This window comes from Streptomyces longisporoflavus (assembly GCF_014649775.1).
Lineage (GTDB): Bacteria > Actinomycetota > Actinomycetes > Streptomycetales > Streptomycetaceae > Streptomyces > Streptomyces longisporoflavus.
The window spans coordinates 81,267-100,526 of record NZ_BMTR01000021.1 but is presented as its reverse complement, the minus strand read 5'-3'; the positions used below and the strand labels follow the sequence as shown (position 1 = coordinate 100,526).

Genomic DNA, 19,260 nt, shown 5'->3' with positions numbered 1-19,260 from the left:
CTAGCAGTCCTGCAGTACGGACGCGGACACCCTGGCCACTTCGCGGTCTCCTTGCAGGAAGTCGAGACACAACCGGGCCGTGGGCAGCCCGCCGGCATCCCGTACAACGCCCTGGTCGCCCGGCTTCTCCGCGTACACCGCGCAGTGCAGGGGCAGCGCCGGCTCGGCGAAGCCCCGGAAGGCACCGTGCCAGCGGGTGAGCAGGGCGTGTGACGTGACAAACCCGTGCAGCTCCGCGGCGGCCAGCAGGGCCGCCTGCCGTGAGGCCTCCAGGAACAGCGCCGCGGGCACCTCGTCGCCGAAGACCCGGCCCGCGGCGTCCAGGTCCACGGGGAAGACGAGCCGCTCGTCCTCGCCCTCGGCCGGCAGCCCCACCAGTACGTTGTGCGCGCTGCGGCGCCCCACGCGTTCGGGCGCGGGCACGCCGGTCACCGCGATCTGCCCGTGCCCGGCGAGGAGGCTCTGCTCGCTCTGCCGCCGCCCCGCCTCGCGGTGACCGCGGTGCACTCCGGGCGAGAGGAAGACGAGTTCGGCGCCTGCCGTCCCGCAGCGCCGGCCGCCGATCGACACGACGGCCTCGCACTCCAGGCCGCGGGGCACTCCCGTGATCACGTTGACCGGGGTGAGGGCGAGTTCGAGCGCGATCCGCGCGGGCCCGCCGGACCGCCGCCACGGAGCCACGTCGGTGATCTCCGTGCCACTGACGGAGACCGCGGTGACCCGCTGCGGCGGCACCCGGAAGTACTGCCGGGCCGCGAACAGGGCCGCGTGCCGCAGCGCCTCGACGGGGAAGAGCAGATCGTGGAAGGGCGCGGCCATGTCGCCGAACAGCGGGTGATCCGCGGGCAGTTCGGTGGCGTAGGTGAAGCTCTGCCGCACGGGCGCGCCCGCACCGAGGAGGAAGGCCTCGGGGCTGTCCGGCTTGTGCACCAAGTGCTGGGGGCCGCGGAAGAAGGGCGAAAGCTCGGGAACGAGGTCCATGGCAGTCCTTCGGGGCGGGTGACCGAATCCTTGGCAGGTTCAAGTCTCGGCCCCACCCCGCCGACCAGGGAATCCTCGCCGTCATGCCTTCAACATGACGAATTCATGCGCGTACGTGCGGCATACGAATCCGGCGAGGCGAGGCGATCAACCGGAGGTGACCGGCAGGACGTCCGGGGAAAGAGCCGCCGCGTGAGACGAGGCGCTCGTCATCCGCTTGCGGTGGTGGCGGCGGCACAGCACCTCGTAACCCACCTCGTCCGCAGCGTGGTTGACGTCGCCGACGACGACCTGGGCGCCTTCCACGACCATCACGCCGCCTACCGTGCGGGCGTTGTGGGTGGCCCGGGCACCGCACCAGCACAGGGCCTCGACCTGCAACACCTCGACGCGGTCGGCGAGTTCGACCAGGCGCTGCGAACCGGGGAAGAGCTTGGAGCGGAAGTCCGTGGTGATGCCGAAGGCGAAGACACCGAGCCCGAGGTCGTCGACGACGCGGGCCAGTTGGTCGATCTGCGCGGGGGCGAGGAACTGCGCCTCGTCCACGATCACGTAGTCCGCGCTGCCGCCCCGCGAGAGATGGTCGACGAGATGGGCGTAGAAGTCGAAGCCGTCCGCGGCCTCGATCGCGTCGGTGACGAGGCCGAGCCGCGAGGAGAGCTTGCCCTCGCCGGCGCGGTCGTCACGGGTGAAGATCATCCCCTTCAGTCCGCGGGCCGAGCGGTTGTGCTCGATCTGCAGAGCCAGCGTGCTCTTTCCGCAGTCCATCGTTCCGGAGAAGAACACCAGCTCGGGCATGGGGAGTTGCGGCCTTTCGAGACGTACGTGGGGACGGTGTGCGGCGCGAACCCGGTCAGGAGCGCACCTCGATGAGCGGCACGAGCTGCTCGACGGCGGTCATGGAGCCGTGCATGCCGACCAGGGCCGACTCCTTGGGCTCCTTCTCGGTGGCGATGATCGCCACGTCGTCGTGGGCGGCCGCGATGACGTCGCCGATGCGTCCGTAGACCCGCTCGTCCATGGCGCCGGGCGGACCGAACCAGCCCGCCGCGATCGCCTCGTCCCGGCCCGCCACCCAGAACTGCTCGCCGAGCACCTCGCGCCAGACGGTCAGGACGTCGTTCTCGGCGCCCGGCACCGCGTACACGTGGCGGGCACGGCCCTCGCCGCCGAGGAGGGCGACGCCGGCGCGCAGCTCCCAGTCCTCGTCGAAGTCGATGCGGGACTGCTCGTCGAAGGGGATGTCGAGCATGCCGTGGTCTGCGGTGACGTACAGGGCGCTGCGCGGCGGCAGTTGCTCGGCCAGGCGCTGGACCAGGCGGTCGACGTACATGAGCTGGCCGCGCCAGGCGTCGGAGTCCACGCCGAACCGGTGGCCCTTGCCGTCGACCTCGGCGTAGTACGTGTAGACGAGCGAGCGGTCGCCCGCGCCCAGCTGCTCGGCCGCGAGGTCCATACGGTCCTCGCCGGAGAGCTTGCCGCGGAAGCTGCCGCCACTCAGCGCGATCTTGGTGAGCGGCGTCCTCTCGAAGGTCGGGGAGGACACCTGGGCGGTGTGCACACCGGCGGCGTGGGCCTGCTGGAAGACGGTGGGGTACGGCTGCCACTTGCGGGGGTCCGTCCACGGGTTCCAGCGGAGCTGGTTCATCAGCTCGCCGGTGGCCGGGTTGCGGACCGCGTAACCCGGCAGGCCGTGCGACGCGGGCGGCAGGCCCGTGCCGACCGAGGCGAGCGAGGTCGCCGTGGTGGCGGGGAAGCCGGCGGTGATCGGACGCCCCGTGCCGCCACGGGACGAGTCGATGAGCGAGGTCAGGAAGGGCGCCTCCGCCGGGTGGGCGCGCAGCTGCTCCCAGCCGAGGCCGTCGATCAGGAAGACGCAGTTCCGGTCGGCCGGGGCGAGCTCCTGGATGACGGGTGTGAAGCCCTCGACGCCCTGGTGGGAGACGAGCGTGGGCAGCAGGTCGGCGAGCGAGCCCGCGCCGTACTCGGGCAGGGGCGCGGAGTCGAGGGAGAGCGGCTGTACGTCGTCCCAGGCGGGCAGGGACATCAGCGGGCGGTGTCCGCGGTCGCCTCGGACAGCGCCTGGGCGAAGGCCAGAGTCTGGCGCACGGCGTCCGGCCCGTCGCCCGCCTCGCTGACGCGCAGGCTCAGGTCGTCGGCGGTAGAGCTGCCGGTGTACCCGTGGTCCGCCTCGCAATTGGGGTCGCCGCAGGCGGCGGGCTCGATGTCGATGCGCGCCACGGCGCCCCAGCCGATGGTCAGGACGACCTCGCGGGGCAGCGAGCCGGGCACGTACTTCTCGGGGTTGGCGACGACCCGGCTGACGACGACCGAGGAGATCCGGCCGATTTTCACGGACTCCGTGGAGGTCGTCGCGTACGGCGTCGGGGACGTGCTGTCCGCCGCCTGCTCGTCCGTGTGGCTGACGATGAAGCGATTGCCGGTCAGGACGAGGACCGTCACGTGCCGGCGCACTTCGTTCGCGTCGAACGTGGTCTCCTGGTGGACCAGGTAGGACCCGATGGGCTCGCCGCCGATCGCGGCCTCCACCGCCTCGGCCACGAGGGCCGGGTAGTAGCCGCTGCGCTCGATCGCCGCGCGCAGCCCCTGGGTCGTCGTACCGGTCTTTGCCATGCCGTCCATCCTACGACCCGGCGGAGGGCACGCGGTGCCCCACCGGCCGCCTCAGTACCCGGGCAGGGTCCGCGGACCGAGGTCGTCCCGGGCGGGCGGGGGCGCGAGACGCACCGAGGCGCCGAGCACGGAGAGGCCCCGCGGGGCGACGACCACGGGCTCCAGGGACACGGTGACCACCTCGGGGTGATCGTCCACGAGGCGCGAGACCCGCTGGAGCAGTTCCTCCAGGGCCGGGGTGTCGACGGGCGCGGAGCCGCGCCAGCCGAAGAGGAGCGGGGCAGTCCGGATGGACCTGACCAGGGAGCCCGCGTCGCGCTCGGTGACCGGGACCAGCCGGTGCCCGGTATCGCCGAGCAGCTCGGACGCGGCACCGGCGAGCCCGAACGAGAGCACCGCTCCGGCCGCCGGGTCGATGACCGCTCGGACGACGGTGTCGACGCCGCGGGGCGCCATCGCCTGCACCACGGGCCGCAGCTCCACGGGCTTGCCGAAGGTTTCGGTCAATTCGGCGTAGGCCCGGCGCAATTGCTCCTCGTCCGCCAGATCGAGCCGCACACCGCCGAGGTCGGCGCGGTGGCGCAGGTGCGGGGCCGTGGTCTTGAGGGCCACGGGGTAGCCGAGCGCGCGGGCGGCGGCCACGGCCGCGTCCGGGTCGGGCGCGGGCCGGGCGTCCCGTACGTCGATGCCGTACCGCCCGAGCAGTTCGCGCGCGTCGTCCTGCGTGAGGGTGGCGCCGCGCGGGTCGCCCTGCTCGGCGAGCAGCTCGTCGATGCGCCGGGCGGTGCCGTGCTCGTCGATGTCCTCGTACTCGTGCACCTTGCCGGGCTCCATGGCCTCGCGCCGCCACTGGGCGTACTTGACGGCTTCGGCGAGGGCCCGGACGGCGCGTTCGGCGGCGGGGTAGGCGGGGATGGAGGTGCGGTCGTGTTCCTTGGCCGTGGGCAGGCGTTCCGCGGGGCGGGACGGGTGGGCACGGCCTTCGGCGCCGGGTGCGGGTACAGGGGCGTCGGGGCGAGTGCGGGTAGCGGCGGCCAGCGCCTCGGCAAGCCCGCCGAGCTCCACGTGGACCACGGCGACGGGCTTCGCGGGACATCCCGCCGCGGCGGCGTGCAGCTCGTCCGCGAGTGTCTCCGGGGACGCCGTGACCCCGTCCTCCCCCACCCAGGGAATCGCCGTCACGATCACCGCGTCACAGGACTCGTCCGACAACGCCTCGGCGAGCGCCGTACGGAAGTCCGCGGGCGTGGCCCCCGTGGTGAGGTCCCGCGGAGGCGTCGGCCGAAGGCCGTCGGCCACACACGCGTCGTACGTCAGGAGCCCTAGCGACTCCGAGTTCCCGATGATCGCCACCCGCGGCCCTGCGGGCAACGGCTGCCCGGCGAGCAGCAGCCCCGCATCGACCATCTCGGTGACGGTGTCGACCCGGATGACCCCCGCCTGGCGCAGCAGCGCCGACACGGTGGCATGCGGAAGGCGCGTGGCCTGCACGGCGTGCCCCGTGGGCGCGATCCCGCTGTGCCGCGCCCCCTGCACCACGACGAGCGGCTTCGCCGTCGCCGCCCGCCGGGCGAGCCGCGTGAACTTGCGCGGGTTGCCGATGGATTCGAGGTACATCAGGGCGACATCGGTGTCGGGGTCCTCGTACCAGTACTGGAGCACGTCGTTGCCGGAGACGTCCGCGCGGTTGCCCGCGCTCACGAAGGTCGACAGGCCCGCACCGCGCCGGTGCAGACCCGAGAGCAGCGCGATGCCGATCGCACCGGACTGCGTGAAGAGACCGATCCGCCCGCGCTCGGGAGGATGCGGGGCCAGCGAGGCGTTGAGCCGCACGTCCGGCGACGTATTGATGACCCCGAAGGCGTTGGGGCCGAGGATGCGCGTGCCGTACGACCGGGCTTGGCGCACCAGTTCGCGCTGCCGCTCACGCCCCTCGGGACCGCTCTCGGCGTACCCGGCGGAGATCACGACGAGCCCGAGCACCCCGCGCTCACCGCATTCGGCGACGGCCTGCGACACGCGCTCGGCGGGCACGGTGACGACGGCGAGTTCGACGGGCGCGTCGATGTCCCGCACGGAGCGGTACGCGGGCACCCCGTCGATCTCACTGCCCTCGCCGCCCTCGGCGAAGGCGCTGTTCACCGCGTACAGGCTGCCCGTGAAGCCGGCCTCGCGCAGATTGCGAAGCACGCTGCGGCCCACGCCGCCCGGCGTGCGCCCGACGCCGATCACGGCGACCGACTTCGGCGTGAGGAGCCGCTGCACGGAACGGGCCTCGGCGCGCTGCTCACGGGCGCGCTGCACGGCCAGGGAGCGGTCGGTCGGCTCCAGATCGAATTCGAGACGTACGACGCCGTCCTCGAAGCTGCGCTTCTGCTGGTAGCCCGCGTCCGTGAACACCTTGATCATCTTGGTGTTGGCGGGCAGCACCTCGGCGGCGAAGCGGCGGATGCCGCGCTCCCTGGCGACGGCCGCGATGTGTTCGAGGAGGGTGGAGGCGACGCCACGGCCCTGGTGGGCGTCCTGCACGAGGAAGGCGACCTCGGCCTCGTCGGCGGGCGCGCTCGCGGACATGCCGCGGGAGTCGATGCGGTCGAAGCGCACGGTCGCGATGAACTCGCCGCCGACGGTGGCCGCGAGACCCACCCGGTCCACCTGGTCGTGATGGGTGAAGCGGTGGACGTCCTTGGCGGACAGGCGGGGGTAGGGCGCGAAGAAGCGGTAGTACTTCGACTCGTCCGAGACCTGCTCGTAGAAGCTGACCAGGCGGTCCGCGTCCTCGGCGGTGATCGGCCGGATGCGGGCGGTGCCTCCGTCACGCAGGACGACGTCCGCCTCCCAGTGGGAGGGATACGCCTGCCGGTCCGACGGGGTCTGCATGGGGCCAGGGTACGGGTCGCGGCGGCGCCGCGGCCGGGGCAGGCTAGGAGTCGTCGAAGGGCGGGTCGCGGGCCCCGCGGCACGAGGACGTACGGTCGACGGAGCAGGGACCACCGGTCGACGCCGTGCGGATCAGCGGCCGACGGAGCACGCGCAACGGCATGAGACACTGGTCTAGACAAGTGTGAGACACCTGGAAGGGCAGCAACACATGGCTGAGCGCCGCGTCAACGTCGGCTGGGCCGAGGGCCTTCACGCCCGACCCGCCTCCATCTTCGTCCGCGCGGCCACCGCCGCCGGCGTCCCCGTGACGATCGCCAAGGCGGACGGCAACCCCGTGAACGCCGCCTCCATGCTCGCGGTGCTCGGCCTGGGCGCGCAGGGCGGCGAGGAGATCGTGCTCGCCTCCGACGCCGAGGGCGCGGACGCCGCTCTCGACCGTCTGGCGAAGCTGGTCGCCGACGGCCTCGAGGAGCTTCCCGAGACCGTCTGACAAAGACCGGTACTCATACGCAGAAGGGCCTGTCCGGAATCGGGCGGGCCCTTCTGCGTTTTCGCGTCCGCCCGGCAATTACCGCGGCTACATCCGAATTCGGGCAGCAGAAAGAATCCCCCGCCGAATAGCATTACCTTTGTATACGGCGCCTCTGTTAATGCCGGAGGCCCGCCGTGTTTACGGCATGTTGCGAATCCCTCACACGATCACGGCTCGCGACTCGCCGGGCCTGCGGACGGCCCTGCGGGCCGACCTGCGAACCGGCCTGCGAACCGGCCTGCGGGGTAAAGCGCGGCCGGTGCGCCGTCGTCGAGCGTTCCGCGTGGGCCGCGGCGAGCGACCTGGCCCGTTCCGCGTCCCCGCGGGCGACCGCGTCGACGATCGCGGCGTGCTCCGCCCAGGTCTCCGCGGGAGTGGCCGAGGTCTCGACGACGTACATCCAGGCGATCTTGTGCCGGAGCTGGGTGAGCAGCGACGTGAGGCCGGGGCTGCCGGACGACTGGGCGAGAGTCTCGTGGAACCAGCCGTCCAGCGACCGCAGATCCTCGGTCCGGCCGCGCCTCGAACGCTCCTGGCCGAGCCTGACCAGGCCGCGCAGGACCTTCAGGTGCGCCTCCGTGCGGCGCTGCGCGGCGCGGGCCGCGCCAAGCGGCTCCAGGAGCATGCGGATCTCCAGGAGGTCGGCGGCCTCCTGCTCGGTGGGCTCCGCGACGCACGCGCCCGCGTGCCGGCGCGTGACGACGAAGCCCTCGGCCTCCAGGGTGCGCAGGGCCTCGCGCACGGGGACACGGGAGACTCCGTAGCGGCGCGCGAGCAGTTCCTCGGTGAGCCGGCCGCCCCGTTCGTAGACACCGGAGACGATGTCGTCCCGGATGGCCGTGCACACCGAGTGCGCGGGAATGCGCATGACCTGACCTCCGCCTTAATCCCCGCGAAACGCGGTCGATCGACGCTTTTTCAGTGACTCTATTGCAGAGCGGCTGAATTTCCGATGGGCGGCCGGAATCCATGGATACTTTTGGCCAAAGGTGATCGTGGCCAAAGGCGGGGCGACAAGACGCGGGAACGGCGAAAAGCCCCGGCTCGCGATGAGCCGGGGCTTTCGGTGAATCGGGTGCGCTTCGCGCGCCGGGGATCAGACGTTGACGCCGTGCGAGCGGAGGTAGGCGACCGGGTCGATGTCCGTGCCGTAGTCCGCGCCGGTGCGGGCCTCGAAGTGCAGGTGCGGGCCGCTGGAGTTGCCGGTGGAGCCCGAGAGGCCGATCTGCTGGCCCGGCGTGACCGCCTGGCCGACGGTGACGCCGAGGGACGACATGTGGCCGTACTGGGTGTAGGTGCCGTCGTTCATCTTGATGACGACGTTGTTGCCGTAGGCGCCGCCCCAGCCGGCCTCGACGACGGTGCCGGAGCCGACCGCGTGGACGGCCGTGCCGGACGCGGCGTGGAAGTCGACGCCGGTGTGGCTGCCGGAGGACCACATGGCGCCGCCGGTCTGGTAGCCCGTGGAGACGTACGAGCCGGAGATCGGGGAGACGTAGGTGTTCAGGCGCTTGCGCTCGGCCTCGCGGGCGGCACGCTCCTTGGCCTCGCGCTCCTTCTTGGCCTTGGCCTTCGCCTCGGCCTCGGCCTTGCGCTTGGCCTCTTCGGCCTTCTTCTTCGCGGCCTCTTCGGCCTTCTTGGCGGCCGCGGCGGCGTCGGCGGCCTGCTGCTGGGCGGCGGCCTGCGCGTCGATGCTCTCGGCGAGCGAGTCGCCGACGGAGACCGCCTGGGTGAGGCCGGTGTGCTCGAGGGCCGCCGCGTCGTCGGCGGCGAGCGCCGGAGCGGCCAGGCCTCCGATGACACCGGTGGTGGTCAGTGCGGCGACGCCCGCCACGTTCGCGGTGGTACGCGTGAGGCGGCTCGGGCGACGGTGCTTCCCGGTGGCACGGGTGAACGCCATGTAGCGGCTGATCCTTTCCTTCCTTCTCGCCTACCGGGTTAGCTGACGGGTTCGGAGCAGGAAGGTCTCCTACGAGTCCCTCACCTGACGGCAAGGTTCCCGATTCACCCCAAGGGGACATGTGGGTCCCCGGCTCCCCTGGCTCGCGCCGTACGGGGACTCGGCGATGACTGTCCGGTGCCGCGGGCGCGGCGTACTGCATGACGAACAGCCGGACCAGACGCTAAGCGGGGCGTCTTTCAAACGACAAACGGATCAGAGCTTTTGTAGCGCACGCCACAGGCCAGACACGTAACCTCCATACTAATTCGGACATATGAGGACCCCAGTAGCCAATTCCAGCCACTGGGGTCCCGATATGTCCTGACTGTCACTCAGCCTGGCATCGCTCTCAGCGCTCTCAGCACTCTCAGCCGGTGACGACACTCACTTCGCCGATGCCGAGCGCCCTGACGGGCTCCTCGATCTGCGAGGCGTCGCCGACGAGCACCGTCACCAGCCGGTCCACGGGGAAGGCGCTCACCACGGCCGCGGTGGCCTCCACCGTGCCGGTCGCGGCCAACTGGCGGTACAGCCGCGCCTGGAAGTCGTCGGGCAGGTGCTGCTCGACCTGGTCCGCGAGGGTGGCCGCCACGGACGCCGCCATCTCGTACTTGAGCGGGGCCACGCCCACCAGGTTCTGCACCGCGACGTCACGCTCGGCGTCCGTGAGGCCGTCGGCTGCGAGGGTGCGCAGCACCTTCCACAGGTCGTCCAGAGCCGGTCCCGTGGACTCGGTGTCCACGGAGCCGCTGATGGCCAGCATCGCGGCGCCCGAGCCGTCCGGAGCCGAGCGCAGGACCTGGGCGAACGACCGTACGCCGTAGGTGTATCCCTTCTCCTCGCGCAGGACGCGGTCCAGGCGCGAGGTGAGGGTGCCGCCGAGGCAGTACGTGCCGAGCACCTGCGCGGGCCAGACGCGGTCGTGCCTGTCCGGTCCCACGCGGCCGATGAGCAGCTGCGTCTGGACGGCACCGGGTCGGTCGACGATCACGACACGCCCGGTGTCGTCGGCGGTCACCGGGGGCACAGGGCGCGGCTGGGCCGTGTCGCCCGTCCAGGAGCCGATGGTGTCGGCGAGGACGGCGTCCAGGTCGGTGCCGGTCAGGTCGCCGACGATGACGGCGGTCGCCGTGGCGGGACGCACGTGCTTCTCGTAGAAGGCGCGCACCGCGGCCGAGTCGATGGCCGTGACCGTCTCCTCGGTGCCCTGGCGGGGCCGCGACATGCGCGCCGTGGCCGGGAACAGCTGCCGGGAGAGCTCCTTGGCGGCGCGGCGCGCAGGGTTGGCGGCCTCGTGCGGGATCTCGTCGAGGCGGTTGCGCACGAGGCGCTCGATCTCGCTGTCCGCGAAGGCGGGGGCGCGCAGGGCGTCGGAGAGCAGGCCGAGGGCCTTGGCCAGGCGGGACACCGGGACTTCGAGGGAGACCCGCACGCCGGGGTGGTCGGCGTGCGCGTCCATGGTGGCGCCGCAGCGGTCGAGTTCGGCGGCGAAGTCCTCGGCGGAGTGCTTGTCGGTGCCTTCGTTGAAGGCCCTCGCCATGATCGTGGCGACGCCGTCGAGGCCCTCGGGCTCGGCGTCGAGCGGCGCCTCCAGGTGGACCTCCACGGCGACGACCTGCTGGCCGGGACGGTGGCAGCGCAGCACGGTGAGGCCGTTGTCCAGGGTGGCGCGCTCGGGTGCGGGGAAGGCCCAGGGGCGGGCGGTGCCCGCCTGCGGCTGCGGGTGGAACTGCATCGTCGCGGCCTCGGTCACTTCGCCGCCTCCTCTTCGTCCTCGTCGGTGGCTTCGTCGGCCTCAGGGGCGATGGGCTCGTACACGAGCACCGCGCGGTTGTCGGGGCGCAGCCGGGCCGCCGCGGCAGCCCTGACCTCCTCGGCGGTGACGTCCAGGACGCGACCGACGGCGGACAGGGCGAGCTGCGGGTCGCCGAACAGCACGGCGTAACGGCACAGTTCGTCCGCGCGACCCGCCACCGTGGCAAGGCGGTCGAGCCACTCGCGCTCCAGCTGTGCCTGGGCGCGCTCCATCTCCTCCTCGGTGGGTCCCTCCGCCGCGAAGCGGGCCAGCTCCTCGTCGACGGCGGCCTCGATGACGGGGACCTCGACGTCGCCGGAGGTCTTCACGTCGAGCCAGCCGAGGGAAGGGGCGCCGGCCAGGCGCAGGAGGCCGAATCCGGCCGCCACCGCGGTGCGGTCGCGGCGCACGAGGCGGTTGTAGAGCCGGGACGACTCACCGCTGCCGAGGACCGTGAGCGCCAGGTCGGCGGCGTCGCACGCGCGCGTGCCGTCCTCCGGGAGGCGGTAGGCGGCCATCAGGGCGCGGGCCGGGACGTCCTCCTCGACGACCTCGCGCAGCTCCTTGCCGATGATGTCGGGCAGCGAGCCGTCGCGCGGCGGCTGCTTGCCGTCGTGCGAGGGGATGGACCCGAAGTACTTCTCGACCCAGGCGAGGGTCTCCTGCGGGTCGATGTCTCCGACGACCGACAGGACGGCGTTGTTGGGGGCGTAGTACGTACGGAAGAAGTTCCGCGCGTCCTCCAGCGTCGCCGCGTCCAGGTCCGCCATGGAGCCGATCGGGGTGTGGTGGTAAGGGTGGCCCTCGGGGTACGAGAGGGCGGTCAGCTTTTCGAACGCCGTGCCGTAGGGGACGTTGTCGTAGCGCTGGCGGCGCTCGTTCTTGACGACGTCGCGCTGGTTCTCCATGGACTCGTCGTCGAGCGCGGAGAGCAGCGAGCCCATCCGGTCGGCTTCCAGCCACAGGGCCAGCTCCAGCTGGTGTGCGGGCATCGTCTCGAAATAGTTGGTGCGCTCGAAACTCGTGGTCCCGTTGAGCGAGCCGCCGGCGCCCTGCACCAGCTCGAAGTGGCCGTTGCCCTTGACCTGCTTCGAACCCTGGAACATGAGGTGCTCGAAGAGGTGCGCGAGGCCCGTACGGCCCTTGACCTCGTGGCGCGAACCGACGTCGTACCAGAGGCAGACCGCGGCGACGGGGGTCAGGTGGTCCTCCGAGAGCACCACGCGCAGGCCGTTGGCCAGCCGGTGCTCGGTCGCTGTCAGGCCGCCGGAGCCGGCCTCGGCTGTGGCCGTGTGACCCTTGGGCATGTACGTCCCTTCGATCGCTGAATGCTGGAATCTCTGCCAGTCCTGACACTGTATGCAAGCGCGCTGACTACCGGCGAAGTTCCCGCTCCGCCCTCGGCGTACTCGTGCCCGAAGTCCGGGTCGTGGTCGGCGTTGTCAGTGGGACAGTCCACAATGGTCGGCGTCAGATCCCGTTGATGGTCGGCGTCAGGTCTTGCTGATGCCCTGGCAGACACCGTGAAGGAGCCGCAGCAGCGATGGCCCGCCGCAGCACGAAGACCCCGCCGCCCGACGAGTCGTTCGAGGAGAAGATCCTCGACATCGACGTCGTCGACGAGATGCAGGGCTCCTTCCTCGAGTACGCGTATTCGGTCATCTACTCGCGCGCCCTGCCGGACGCCCGCGACGGCATGAAGCCGGTGCACCGCAGGATCGTGTACCAAATGAACGAGATGGGCCTGCGCCCCGACCGCGGCTATGTGAAGTGCGCCCGCGTCGTCGGCGAGGTCATGGGTAAGTTGCACCCGCACGGAGACGCGTCGATCTATGACGCCCTGGTGCGCATGGCGCAGCCCTTCTCCATGCGCCTGCCGCTGGTGGACGGGCACGGAAACTTCGGCTCGCTGGGCAACGACGACCCCCCGGCCGCCATGCGGTACACCGAATGCAAGATGGCCGACGCGACGTCCCTGATGACGGAGTCGATCGACGAGAACACCGTCGACTTCGAGTCGAACTACGACGGCCAGGAGCAGGAGCCGGTCACCCTCCCGGCGGCCTATCCGAACCTGCTGGTCAACGGCGCGTCGGGCATCGCGGTCGGCATGGCGACGAACATGCCGCCGCACAACCTCGGCGAGGTCATCGCCGCCGCCCGCCACCTGATCAAGCACCCCGGGGCCGACCTGGAGACGCTGATGCGTTTCGTGCCGGGCCCGGACCTGCCCACGGGCGGCCGCATCGTCGGTCTCTCCGGGATCAAGGACGCGTACGAATCGGGGCGCGGCACCTTCAAGATCCGCGCGACGGTCTCCGTCGAGAACGTGACGGCCCGCCGCAAGGGCCTGGTCGTGACGGAACTGCCCTTCTCCGTCGGTCCCGAGAAGGTCATCTCGAAGATCAAGGACCTGGTCGGCTCGAAGAAGCTGCAAGGCATCGCCGACGTCAAGGACCTCACGGACCGCTCGCACGGCCTGCGTCTGGTCATCGAGATCAAGAACGGCTTCGTCCCGGAGGCCGTTCTCGAGCAGCTCTACAAACTGACGCCGATGGAGGAGTCCTTCGGCATCAACAACGTCGCCCTGGTCGACGGCCAGCCCCTCACCCTGGGCCTCAAGGAGCTCCTGGAGGTCTATCTCGACCACCGCTTCAACGTCGTGCGGCGCCGCAGCGAGTTCCGCCGCGGCAAGAAGCAGGCCAGGCTGCACCTGGTCGAGGGCCTCCTCGTCGCCCTCGTGGACATCGACGAGGTCATCCGCCTCATCCGCTCCAGCGACAACTCCGCGCAGGCCAAGGAGCGCCTGATGGAGCGCTTCTCGCTGAGCGAGGTCCAGACGCAGTACATCCTGGACACGCCGCTGCGCCGCCTGACGAAGTTCGACCGCATCGAGCTGGAGTCCGAGCGCGACAAGCTCAAGGCCGAGATCGACGAGCTGACCCGGATCCTGGAGTCGGACGCGGAGCTGCGCAAGCTGGTCTCCGCCGAACTGGCCGCCGTGGCCAAGAAGTTCGGCACGGACCGGCGCACGGTGCTCCTGGAGTCGGCGGGCACCCCGGCGCCCACGGTCTCGCTGCAGGTGGCGGACGACCCGTGCCGCGTACTCCTCTCCTCGACCGGGCTCCTGGCCCGTACGGCCAACGGCGAGCCCTTCGCCGAGCACGCCACCAAGCGCGTCAAGCACGACGTGATCGTCTCCGCCGTCCCGGCCACCGCGCGGGGCGAGGTGGGCGCGGTGACGTCCGGGGGACGGCTGCTCCGCCTCTCCGTGGTGGACCTCCCGCAGCTCCCGGAGACCGCGGCGGCGCCGAACCTCTCCGGGGGCGCGCCGATCGCGGAGCTGCTCACCCTGGAGCCGGACGAGAGCCTGATCTGCCTGATGACCCTGGACGAGTCCTCACCGGGTCTCGCCCTCGGCACCGAACAGGGCGTGGTCAAGCGCGTGGTCCCGGACTATCCGTCCCACAAGGAAGAGCTGGAGGTCATCACCCTCAGGGACGGTGACCGGATCGTCGGCGCCGCCGAGCTGCGCACGGGCGAGGAGGACCTGGTCTTCATCACGGACGACGCCCAGCTCCTGCGTTACCAAGCGTCCCAGGTCCGTCCGCAGGGCCGTCCCGCGGGCGGCATGACGGGCATCAAGCTCGCGGACGGCGTCAAGGTCATCTCCTTCGTGGCGGTGGACCCGGCCGCTGACGCCGTGGTCTTCACGGTGGCGGGCTCGCGGGGCACGCTCGACGACTCGGTGCAGACGACGGCCAAGGTGACGCCGTTCGACCAGTACCCCCGCAAGGGCCGGGCCACCGGCGGTGTGCGCGTCCAGCGCTTCCTGAAGGGCGAGGACTGCCTGAGCTTCGCGTGGGCGGGCCCGACGCCGCCGCTGGCGGCCCAGCGCAACGGCCTGCCGGCGGAGCTGCCGGAGATCGACCCGCGCCGCGACGGCTCGGGGGTCTCCCTGGCGAAGCCGGTGGCGGCGGTGGCCGGCCCGGCGTAGTCGCCTACGCTCCGTACTCCAGGGACTCCCCGGGCTCCGGTTCCTGTACGTACCGCAGTACGCCCCACATGCTGTGCTCATCGGCACCGGCGTGCGGGGCGTACGCACGACATGACTCGAGCTCCTTCTCCAGAGCAGGTAGGTCGATGCCCGCTCCGATGAGGACGAGCTGGGTCAGCCGGGTCTCGCCCGGCGCCCACGGCTCGGGGTAGAAGCGCAGGAACCGCCCCACGGCGTGCACCGCGTACTTGTTGCGCGGGTCGTCGGCACCGAAATCGACGTACCCCTTGATGCGGTACAGCCCCTCGGGCCGACTGTCGAGGAGGGCCATGAACGGGCGGGGGCTGATGGGCGCTTCGGAGGAGAAGGACAGGCTCTCGTAGGCGGAGTGCAGGTGGTCGTGGTGCTCGTCGCCCTGGTCATGGCTGTGCAGGTCGTCGAAGGACAACTGCCCGATCCGCTCCTCCACCGGCTTGCGGTCGAGGAGCAGTTCCACGTCGACGCGCCCGTACGAGGCGGCGACCACGGCGGCGCGATCGGTGCGGTCGCGCACCACGCCGAGGATGCGTTCGCGCTCCTCGGCGGGGACGCGGTCGGCCTTGTTGACGACGACGAGATCCGCGATCCCCAGATGCCGGTCCACCTGAGGGTGCCGCTGCCGGGTGGCGTCGAACTCGGCGGCGTCGACGACCTCGACGAGTCCGCCGTACACGATGTGCGGGTTCTCGCTGGCGAGCACCATGCGCACGAGTTCTTCCGGCTCGGCGAGCCCGCTGGCCTCGATGACGATCACGTCGATCCGGGCGGAGGGCCGCGCGAGTTTCTCCAGGTACTCGTCGAGCTCGTCGGCGTCCACGGCGCAGCACAGACAGCCGTTGCCGAGCGAGACGGTGGAGTCACCGAGCTGCCCGGCGACGGCCATGGCGTCGATCTCGATGGACCCGAAGTCGTTGACGATGGCACCGATTCTGCTGCCGCCGCTGCGGTGGAGCAGATGATTGAGCAGGGTCGTCTTGCCCGAACCCAGGAATCCGGTGAGGACGACTACCGGGATCTGCCTCGCACACGGCCGAGTCAACGCGCGACCCCTTTCACACTGACGCGTGCACCGGCGCGCGGCCGGCTCTCGTACGACGAATGACTGCCGCCCCAGCATACGAGCGCGTAGAAGGCCCACGGAGTGAACGATTGTTAGCGGCGCAGCCGGGGCACACATTGGGCACGGCGTCGGGACATGCGACCACCGCTGCCTTCCGTGCGCCTCCTCTCCGCCTCCCTGCCGATCAGAGCCGCTCGGCATCCTGGGAGGCGGCAAGCGCGCCGCCCATCGCTCGCCGGTCCTCACCCTGTCGACCCGCATCCGACGACCGGCGGACGGTCGCCTGATTCGGGGGTTGACATGGCCACACAGAAATTTGGGATACGGGGGTTGGGGTCCGCCGCTGCCGCGGGCCTTGCTTTCGCCGTCGGGGCCTTGACGGTCTTGACCGCTCACCAATACAAGCACGGAGCGCTGCAGCTGCGTTTCGCGCACACAGAACAGTCCCGGCACGAGCACAACACCACTTTGATCGCGCAACAGCGACTGCAGTTCGACATGCTCAGCAAGGCGATGGACGATCCTGACCTGGCGGCCGTCCTGGACACCTTCGACGTGGCTCTGGATGGCCGGACCCTCCGCCAGCACCTGTTCGCCAACGCTGTGTACACCAACGCACTGCTGTTCTGGCGCATCGGCAACTTCACCTGGGAAGAGGTGCACGGACACCTGCGCCTGATCTGCCAGAGCCCCGTTTTCCGCAGCTACTGGAAGGCCACGCGGCCGCACCGAGCCAGCCTGCTGGACGCCTCGGACGAGGCCCGCCTGGGCCGAATGGTTGACAAGCTCATCCGAGATCTGGAGGAAGCGGATACAGACGAGTGGTGGGTGGTCGGCGAACCTACATGCGAATAAGGCGAGTTGAGGCACCAGGGGACGGCACACACCGTGTTGACCCAGCTTGTCTCAGACATCAGCAGTCCCTAGGGTAAGCGCGCGCGTCACACCCCAGGCGCTGCGCCCCAAACCGCTTGTGACGTTTAGGTCGGCGCACTCAAGCCACTCCAGACTGGAAAACCGTTGAAGATCGTGCGCCGCATCGGCGCCTCCCCCCAGCAGCGGGGGAGCGCCTCAGGACAGTCCTGCCCGGATGTCTTCGAACTCAGTGACGGGAACTTCGCTGTGATCGGGACAGAGGCAACAGCGGCGCTTGAGAAAGAACTTCCCCCGGACGCCTCGCGGGCGGACTACGAACGCATCGTGATCGTGAGCCGCGAGACACTCGTTCGGGCCAAGGGCGACATCCCTGACGTCTAGCGTCAGGTGGTCGCCTAGCTTCAGTTGGTGGAAACCAGATACTCCTGATCGCACAGCACGGTTTCCCGCCCTGGGAACCAAGGGAAGAATCCTGCGGTCTCCCGAGGGAGGGAACGATGGCACGCCACACCACCTGGCGTTCAGCATTTTCCGTTTGCGCCTGGTTGACCGCCGCCGTTGCCGGCGTCGCATTGGTGGGCGCCGTTTCCGTCGTAGTCAGCGGATGGCTCGCCCGCGGTGCGGAGGCTGCCAGCGGAAGCAGGCAGACCGCGGAGGAACGCAGTGTCCTCGGGGACTATTTCGGCGGGGTGAGCGCCGTATTCTCCGGGGTCGCCCTGCTTCTGCTCATCGTCACGCTGCTCTTCCAGCAACGTGAGCTGCAGCTGCAGCGCCGGGAGCTTTCGATGCAGCGTGAAGAGCTTGCCGCATCTCGCAACGAGCTGCGTCGGAGCGCTGAAGCGGACATGCGCAACTTGCACGTACAACTGACTCAAATGGCGATGGACGACCCCTCACTGGCCGAGGTGTGGACCCGCCACGAAGGCGGGTCGGACGTCGCGCGTCGCCAGCACCTCTTCGCCAACCTGGTCTTCAGCCACTTTGTGCTCGCACTTAGCTGGGGCAGCTATTCCGAGGAGGACCTGGTCGTCTACGCCCGCGATCTCCTCGAAAATCCCGCGTTTCTGCGGTATTGGAACGCCACTCGCGAACATAAGAGTGATTTGCCGACCGAAAGCCTAGAGGGACGCCTGTTCCGCATCTTCGATCAGGCTATCGCGAACCATCATGGAGGGGCGCCCCCGCCCAGGTCTTGAGCGAAGGCACTCGAGCGTCAAGGCACACAAGCAGGACTCATCCGCACGCCCGCCATGCACTCAGCCGAGCGCCGGCACAGGTACCGGCGCCGCCGCCCCTACATACCGCGCCGCAGGCCGGATGATCTTCGAGTCCTGTGCCTGCTCCAGGATGTTGGCGCCCCAGCCCACAGCCCGCGCCGCAGCGAACGTCGGCGTGAACATCTCGCGCGGCAGACCGCACAGCTCCATGACGACGCCCGCGTAGAACTCCACGTTGGTGTGCAGCTCACGCCCCGGCTTCAGCTCCGCGAGGATCGCCTCGACCTGGCGCTCGACCTCGACCGCGAACTCCACCAACCCGCCCCCGAATTGCTGCGCGATGCCCCGCAGCATGCGCGAACGCGGGTCCTCCGTACGGTAGACGGGGTGACCGAAGCCCATGATGCGGTCCCCGGCGAGGACCCGCTCCCGGATCCAGCCGTCGATACGGTCGGGCGTACCGATGGCATCGAGGGTGTCGAGCGCACGACTCGGCGCCCCTCCGTGCAGCGGACCCGACAGGGCACCCACCGCACCCACCAGGCAGGCCGCGACATCCGCCCCCGTCGAGGTGATCACCCGGGCCGTGAACGTCGACGCGTTGAATCCATGGTCGATGGTTGAGATCAAGTACTGCTCGATCGCCCGCGCACGCGCCGGGTCCGGCTCCGAACCCGTCAGCATGTAGAGGTAGTTGGCCGCGTACGACAGGTCTTCGCGCGGCTCCACGGGGTCGAGGCCCTGGCCGAGCCGGTAGAGCGCCGTGAGCAATGTCGGCACCACGGCCGACGCGGCGAGCGCGTCCTCGCGGCGCCGGTCCTCGTCGATGTCGTACACCGGCCGGAAGCCCTTCGCCGCACCGAAGAGCGACAGTGCCGTACGGAGTCCGGAGAGCGGTCCCGACAGGGCGCCGGCGCGGGCTATGGCGGGCAGCGCGGCAAGCACCTCGTCAGGCAGGCGGCGCAGCCGCGCGGTCCGCGCGGCAAAGGCGGACCGCTGCCCGGCGTCCGGCAGTTCGCCGTGGAACATCAGGTGCCAGACGTCCTCGAAGCTGCGGGTCTGCGCGAGCTCCACGGCCGAGTACTGACGGTAGTGGTAGAAGCCCTCGTATCCCCTGACGTCCCCGAGCCGGGTCTCGGTCACGACGACGCCCGCAAGGCCGCGGGGTACCTCCACGGCCGCGGTGGGGGTGGTGGTGGAGCCATTGATCGGCATGTTCTTCCTCGACTTCCTCCCTGGACTTGATTCGACTGTCCATGCTTGACTGAGTGCCTGTCAATATTGATTGAATCAATATGAAGCTC

At 70.3% G+C, this 19,260-nt stretch carries 16 protein-coding genes and 1 riboswitch; of the genes, 5 read left to right on the top strand and 11 right to left on the bottom strand.

The window, feature by feature from the left end; genetic code table 11:
• The 5 genes from IE226_RS33255 to IE226_RS33235 form a co-directional block, all read right to left on the bottom strand.
• On the bottom strand, window positions 1-981 hold the full coding sequence (locus IE226_RS33255) for an AfsA-related hotdog domain-containing protein (protein ID WP_190085161.1): 981 nt from the start codon (window positions 979-981) through the stop codon (window positions 1-3).
• A gap of 147 nt (window positions 982-1,128) precedes the next feature.
• Window positions 1,129-1,779 carry a thymidine kinase gene (locus IE226_RS33250; RefSeq protein ID WP_190085160.1) on the bottom strand — a complete coding sequence of 217 codons (651 nt, stop codon included), beginning with the start codon at window positions 1,777-1,779 and terminating at the stop codon, window positions 1,129-1,131.
• A 55-nt stretch (window positions 1,780-1,834) separates the two neighbouring features.
• Window positions 1,835-3,028, bottom strand: a complete 1,194-nt coding sequence (locus IE226_RS33245; RefSeq protein ID WP_190085159.1) for an alkaline phosphatase family protein — start codon at window positions 3,026-3,028, stop codon at window positions 1,835-1,837.
• Window positions 3,028-3,624 (bottom strand): DUF5998 family protein, encoded by a 597-nt coding sequence (locus IE226_RS33240; protein WP_190085158.1) that lies wholly within the window; start codon window positions 3,622-3,624, stop codon window positions 3,028-3,030. Before IE226_RS33240 ends, IE226_RS33245 begins: the two co-directional genes overlap by 1 nt.
• Before the next feature lie 42 nt (window positions 3,625-3,666).
• Window positions 3,667-6,495 (bottom strand): bifunctional acetate--CoA ligase family protein/GNAT family N-acetyltransferase, encoded by a 2,829-nt coding sequence (locus IE226_RS33235; RefSeq protein ID WP_190085157.1) that lies wholly within the window; start codon window positions 6,493-6,495, stop codon window positions 3,667-3,669.
• Between the two features lie 211 nt (window positions 6,496-6,706).
• On the opposite strand from IE226_RS33235, the gene IE226_RS33230 reads away from it, so the two are divergent.
• The gene (locus IE226_RS33230) at window positions 6,707-6,988 is read left to right on the top strand and encodes an HPr family phosphocarrier protein (protein ID WP_190085156.1); all 282 of its coding nucleotides are present in this window, start codon (window positions 6,707-6,709) and stop codon (window positions 6,986-6,988) included.
• A 157-nt stretch (window positions 6,989-7,145) separates the two neighbouring features.
• Here IE226_RS33230 and IE226_RS33225 read toward each other — a convergent pair whose 3' ends face one another.
• The 4 genes from IE226_RS33225 to IE226_RS33210 form a co-directional block, all read right to left on the bottom strand.
• Window positions 7,146-7,898: a GntR family transcriptional regulator gene (locus IE226_RS33225; protein WP_190085155.1), complete on the bottom strand. Its 753-nt coding sequence runs from the start codon at window positions 7,896-7,898 to the stop codon at window positions 7,146-7,148.
• 228 nt (window positions 7,899-8,126) lie between these two features.
• Window positions 8,127-8,930: a M23 family metallopeptidase gene (locus IE226_RS33220; protein ID WP_190085154.1), complete on the bottom strand. Its 804-nt coding sequence runs from the start codon at window positions 8,928-8,930 to the stop codon at window positions 8,127-8,129.
• Between the two features lie 12 nt (window positions 8,931-8,942).
• Window positions 8,943-9,106, bottom strand: a riboswitch (cyclic di-AMP (ydaO/yuaA leader).
• 233 nt (window positions 9,107-9,339) lie between these two features.
• The gene (locus IE226_RS33215) at window positions 9,340-10,725 is read right to left on the bottom strand and encodes a M16 family metallopeptidase (protein ID WP_190085153.1); all 1,386 of its coding nucleotides are present in this window, start codon (window positions 10,723-10,725) and stop codon (window positions 9,340-9,342) included.
• Entirely contained in the window at window positions 10,722-12,074 is a 1,353-nt protein-coding gene (locus IE226_RS33210; RefSeq protein ID WP_190085152.1) for a M16 family metallopeptidase, read from the bottom strand. Before IE226_RS33210 ends, IE226_RS33215 begins: the two co-directional genes overlap by 4 nt.
• 236 nt (window positions 12,075-12,310) lie before the next feature.
• On the opposite strand from IE226_RS33210, the gene IE226_RS33205 reads away from it, so the two are divergent.
• The gene (locus IE226_RS33205; protein WP_190085151.1) at window positions 12,311-14,764 is read left to right on the top strand and encodes a DNA gyrase/topoisomerase IV subunit A; all 2,454 of its coding nucleotides are present in this window, start codon (window positions 12,311-12,313) and stop codon (window positions 14,762-14,764) included.
• Window positions 14,765-14,768: 4 nt separating this feature from the next.
• Here IE226_RS33205 and IE226_RS33200 read toward each other — a convergent pair whose 3' ends face one another.
• Window positions 14,769-15,842 (bottom strand): CobW family GTP-binding protein, encoded by a 1,074-nt coding sequence (locus IE226_RS33200; RefSeq protein ID WP_229871676.1) that lies wholly within the window; start codon window positions 15,840-15,842, stop codon window positions 14,769-14,771.
• Between the two features lie 321 nt (window positions 15,843-16,163).
• On the opposite strand from IE226_RS33200, the gene IE226_RS33195 reads away from it, so the two are divergent.
• The 3 genes from IE226_RS33195 (at window position 16,164) to IE226_RS33185 (ending at window position 17,935) form a co-directional block, all read left to right on the top strand.
• Window positions 16,164-16,718: a DUF6082 family protein gene (locus IE226_RS33195; protein ID WP_190085149.1), complete on the top strand. Its 555-nt coding sequence runs from the start codon at window positions 16,164-16,166 to the stop codon at window positions 16,716-16,718.
• 165 nt (window positions 16,719-16,883) lie between these two features.
• Window positions 16,884-17,120 (top strand): hypothetical protein, encoded by a 237-nt coding sequence (locus tag IE226_RS33190; RefSeq protein ID WP_190085148.1) that lies wholly within the window; start codon window positions 16,884-16,886, stop codon window positions 17,118-17,120.
• Window positions 17,121-17,236: 116 nt separating this feature from the next.
• A complete protein-coding gene (locus IE226_RS33185) occupies window positions 17,237-17,935 on the top strand; it encodes a DUF6082 family protein (RefSeq protein ID WP_229871675.1) in 699 nt (232 codons plus the stop codon).
• 60 nt (window positions 17,936-17,995) lie between these two features.
• Here IE226_RS33185 and IE226_RS33180 read toward each other — a convergent pair whose 3' ends face one another.
• On the bottom strand, window positions 17,996-19,171 hold the full coding sequence (locus IE226_RS33180; protein WP_190085147.1) for a citrate synthase/methylcitrate synthase: 1,176 nt from the start codon (window positions 19,169-19,171) through the stop codon (window positions 17,996-17,998).
• Window positions 19,172-19,260 lie beyond the last annotated feature (89 nt).

Bases quoted from the DNA above. Each gene is read 5' to 3' on its own strand.
- IE226_RS33255 (WP_190085161.1), bottom strand. From the start codon at position 981: ATGGACCTCGTTCCCGAGCTTTCGCCCTTCTTCCGCGGCCCCCAGCAC.
- IE226_RS33245 (WP_190085159.1), bottom strand. From the start codon at position 3,028: ATGTCCCTGCCCGCCTGGGACGACGTACAGCCGCTCTCCCTCGACTCC.
- IE226_RS33225 (WP_190085155.1), bottom strand. From the start codon at position 7,898: ATGCGCATTCCCGCGCACTCGGTGTGCACGGCCATCCGGGACGACATC.
- IE226_RS33240 (WP_190085158.1), bottom strand. From the start codon at position 3,624: ATGGACGGCATGGCAAAGACCGGTACGACGACCCAGGGGCTGCGCGCG.
- IE226_RS33195 (WP_190085149.1), top strand. From the start codon at position 16,164: ATGGCCACACAGAAATTTGGGATACGGGGGTTGGGGTCCGCCGCTGCC.
- IE226_RS33210 (WP_190085152.1), bottom strand. From the start codon at position 12,074: ATGCCCAAGGGTCACACGGCCACAGCCGAGGCCGGCTCCGGCGGCCTG.
- IE226_RS33180 (WP_190085147.1), bottom strand. From the start codon at position 19,171: ATGCCGATCAATGGCTCCACCACCACCCCCACCGCGGCCGTGGAGGTA.
- IE226_RS33205 (WP_190085151.1), top strand. From the start codon at position 12,311: ATGGCCCGCCGCAGCACGAAGACCCCGCCGCCCGACGAGTCGTTCGAG.
- IE226_RS33220 (WP_190085154.1), bottom strand. From the start codon at position 8,930: ATGGCGTTCACCCGTGCCACCGGGAAGCACCGTCGCCCGAGCCGCCTC.
- IE226_RS33250 (WP_190085160.1), bottom strand. From the start codon at position 1,779: ATGCCCGAGCTGGTGTTCTTCTCCGGAACGATGGACTGCGGAAAGAGC.
- IE226_RS33230 (WP_190085156.1), top strand. From the start codon at position 6,707: ATGGCTGAGCGCCGCGTCAACGTCGGCTGGGCCGAGGGCCTTCACGCC.
- IE226_RS33235 (WP_190085157.1), bottom strand. From the start codon at position 6,495: ATGCAGACCCCGTCGGACCGGCAGGCGTATCCCTCCCACTGGGAGGCG.
- IE226_RS33185 (WP_229871675.1), top strand. From the start codon at position 17,237: ATGGCACGCCACACCACCTGGCGTTCAGCATTTTCCGTTTGCGCCTGG.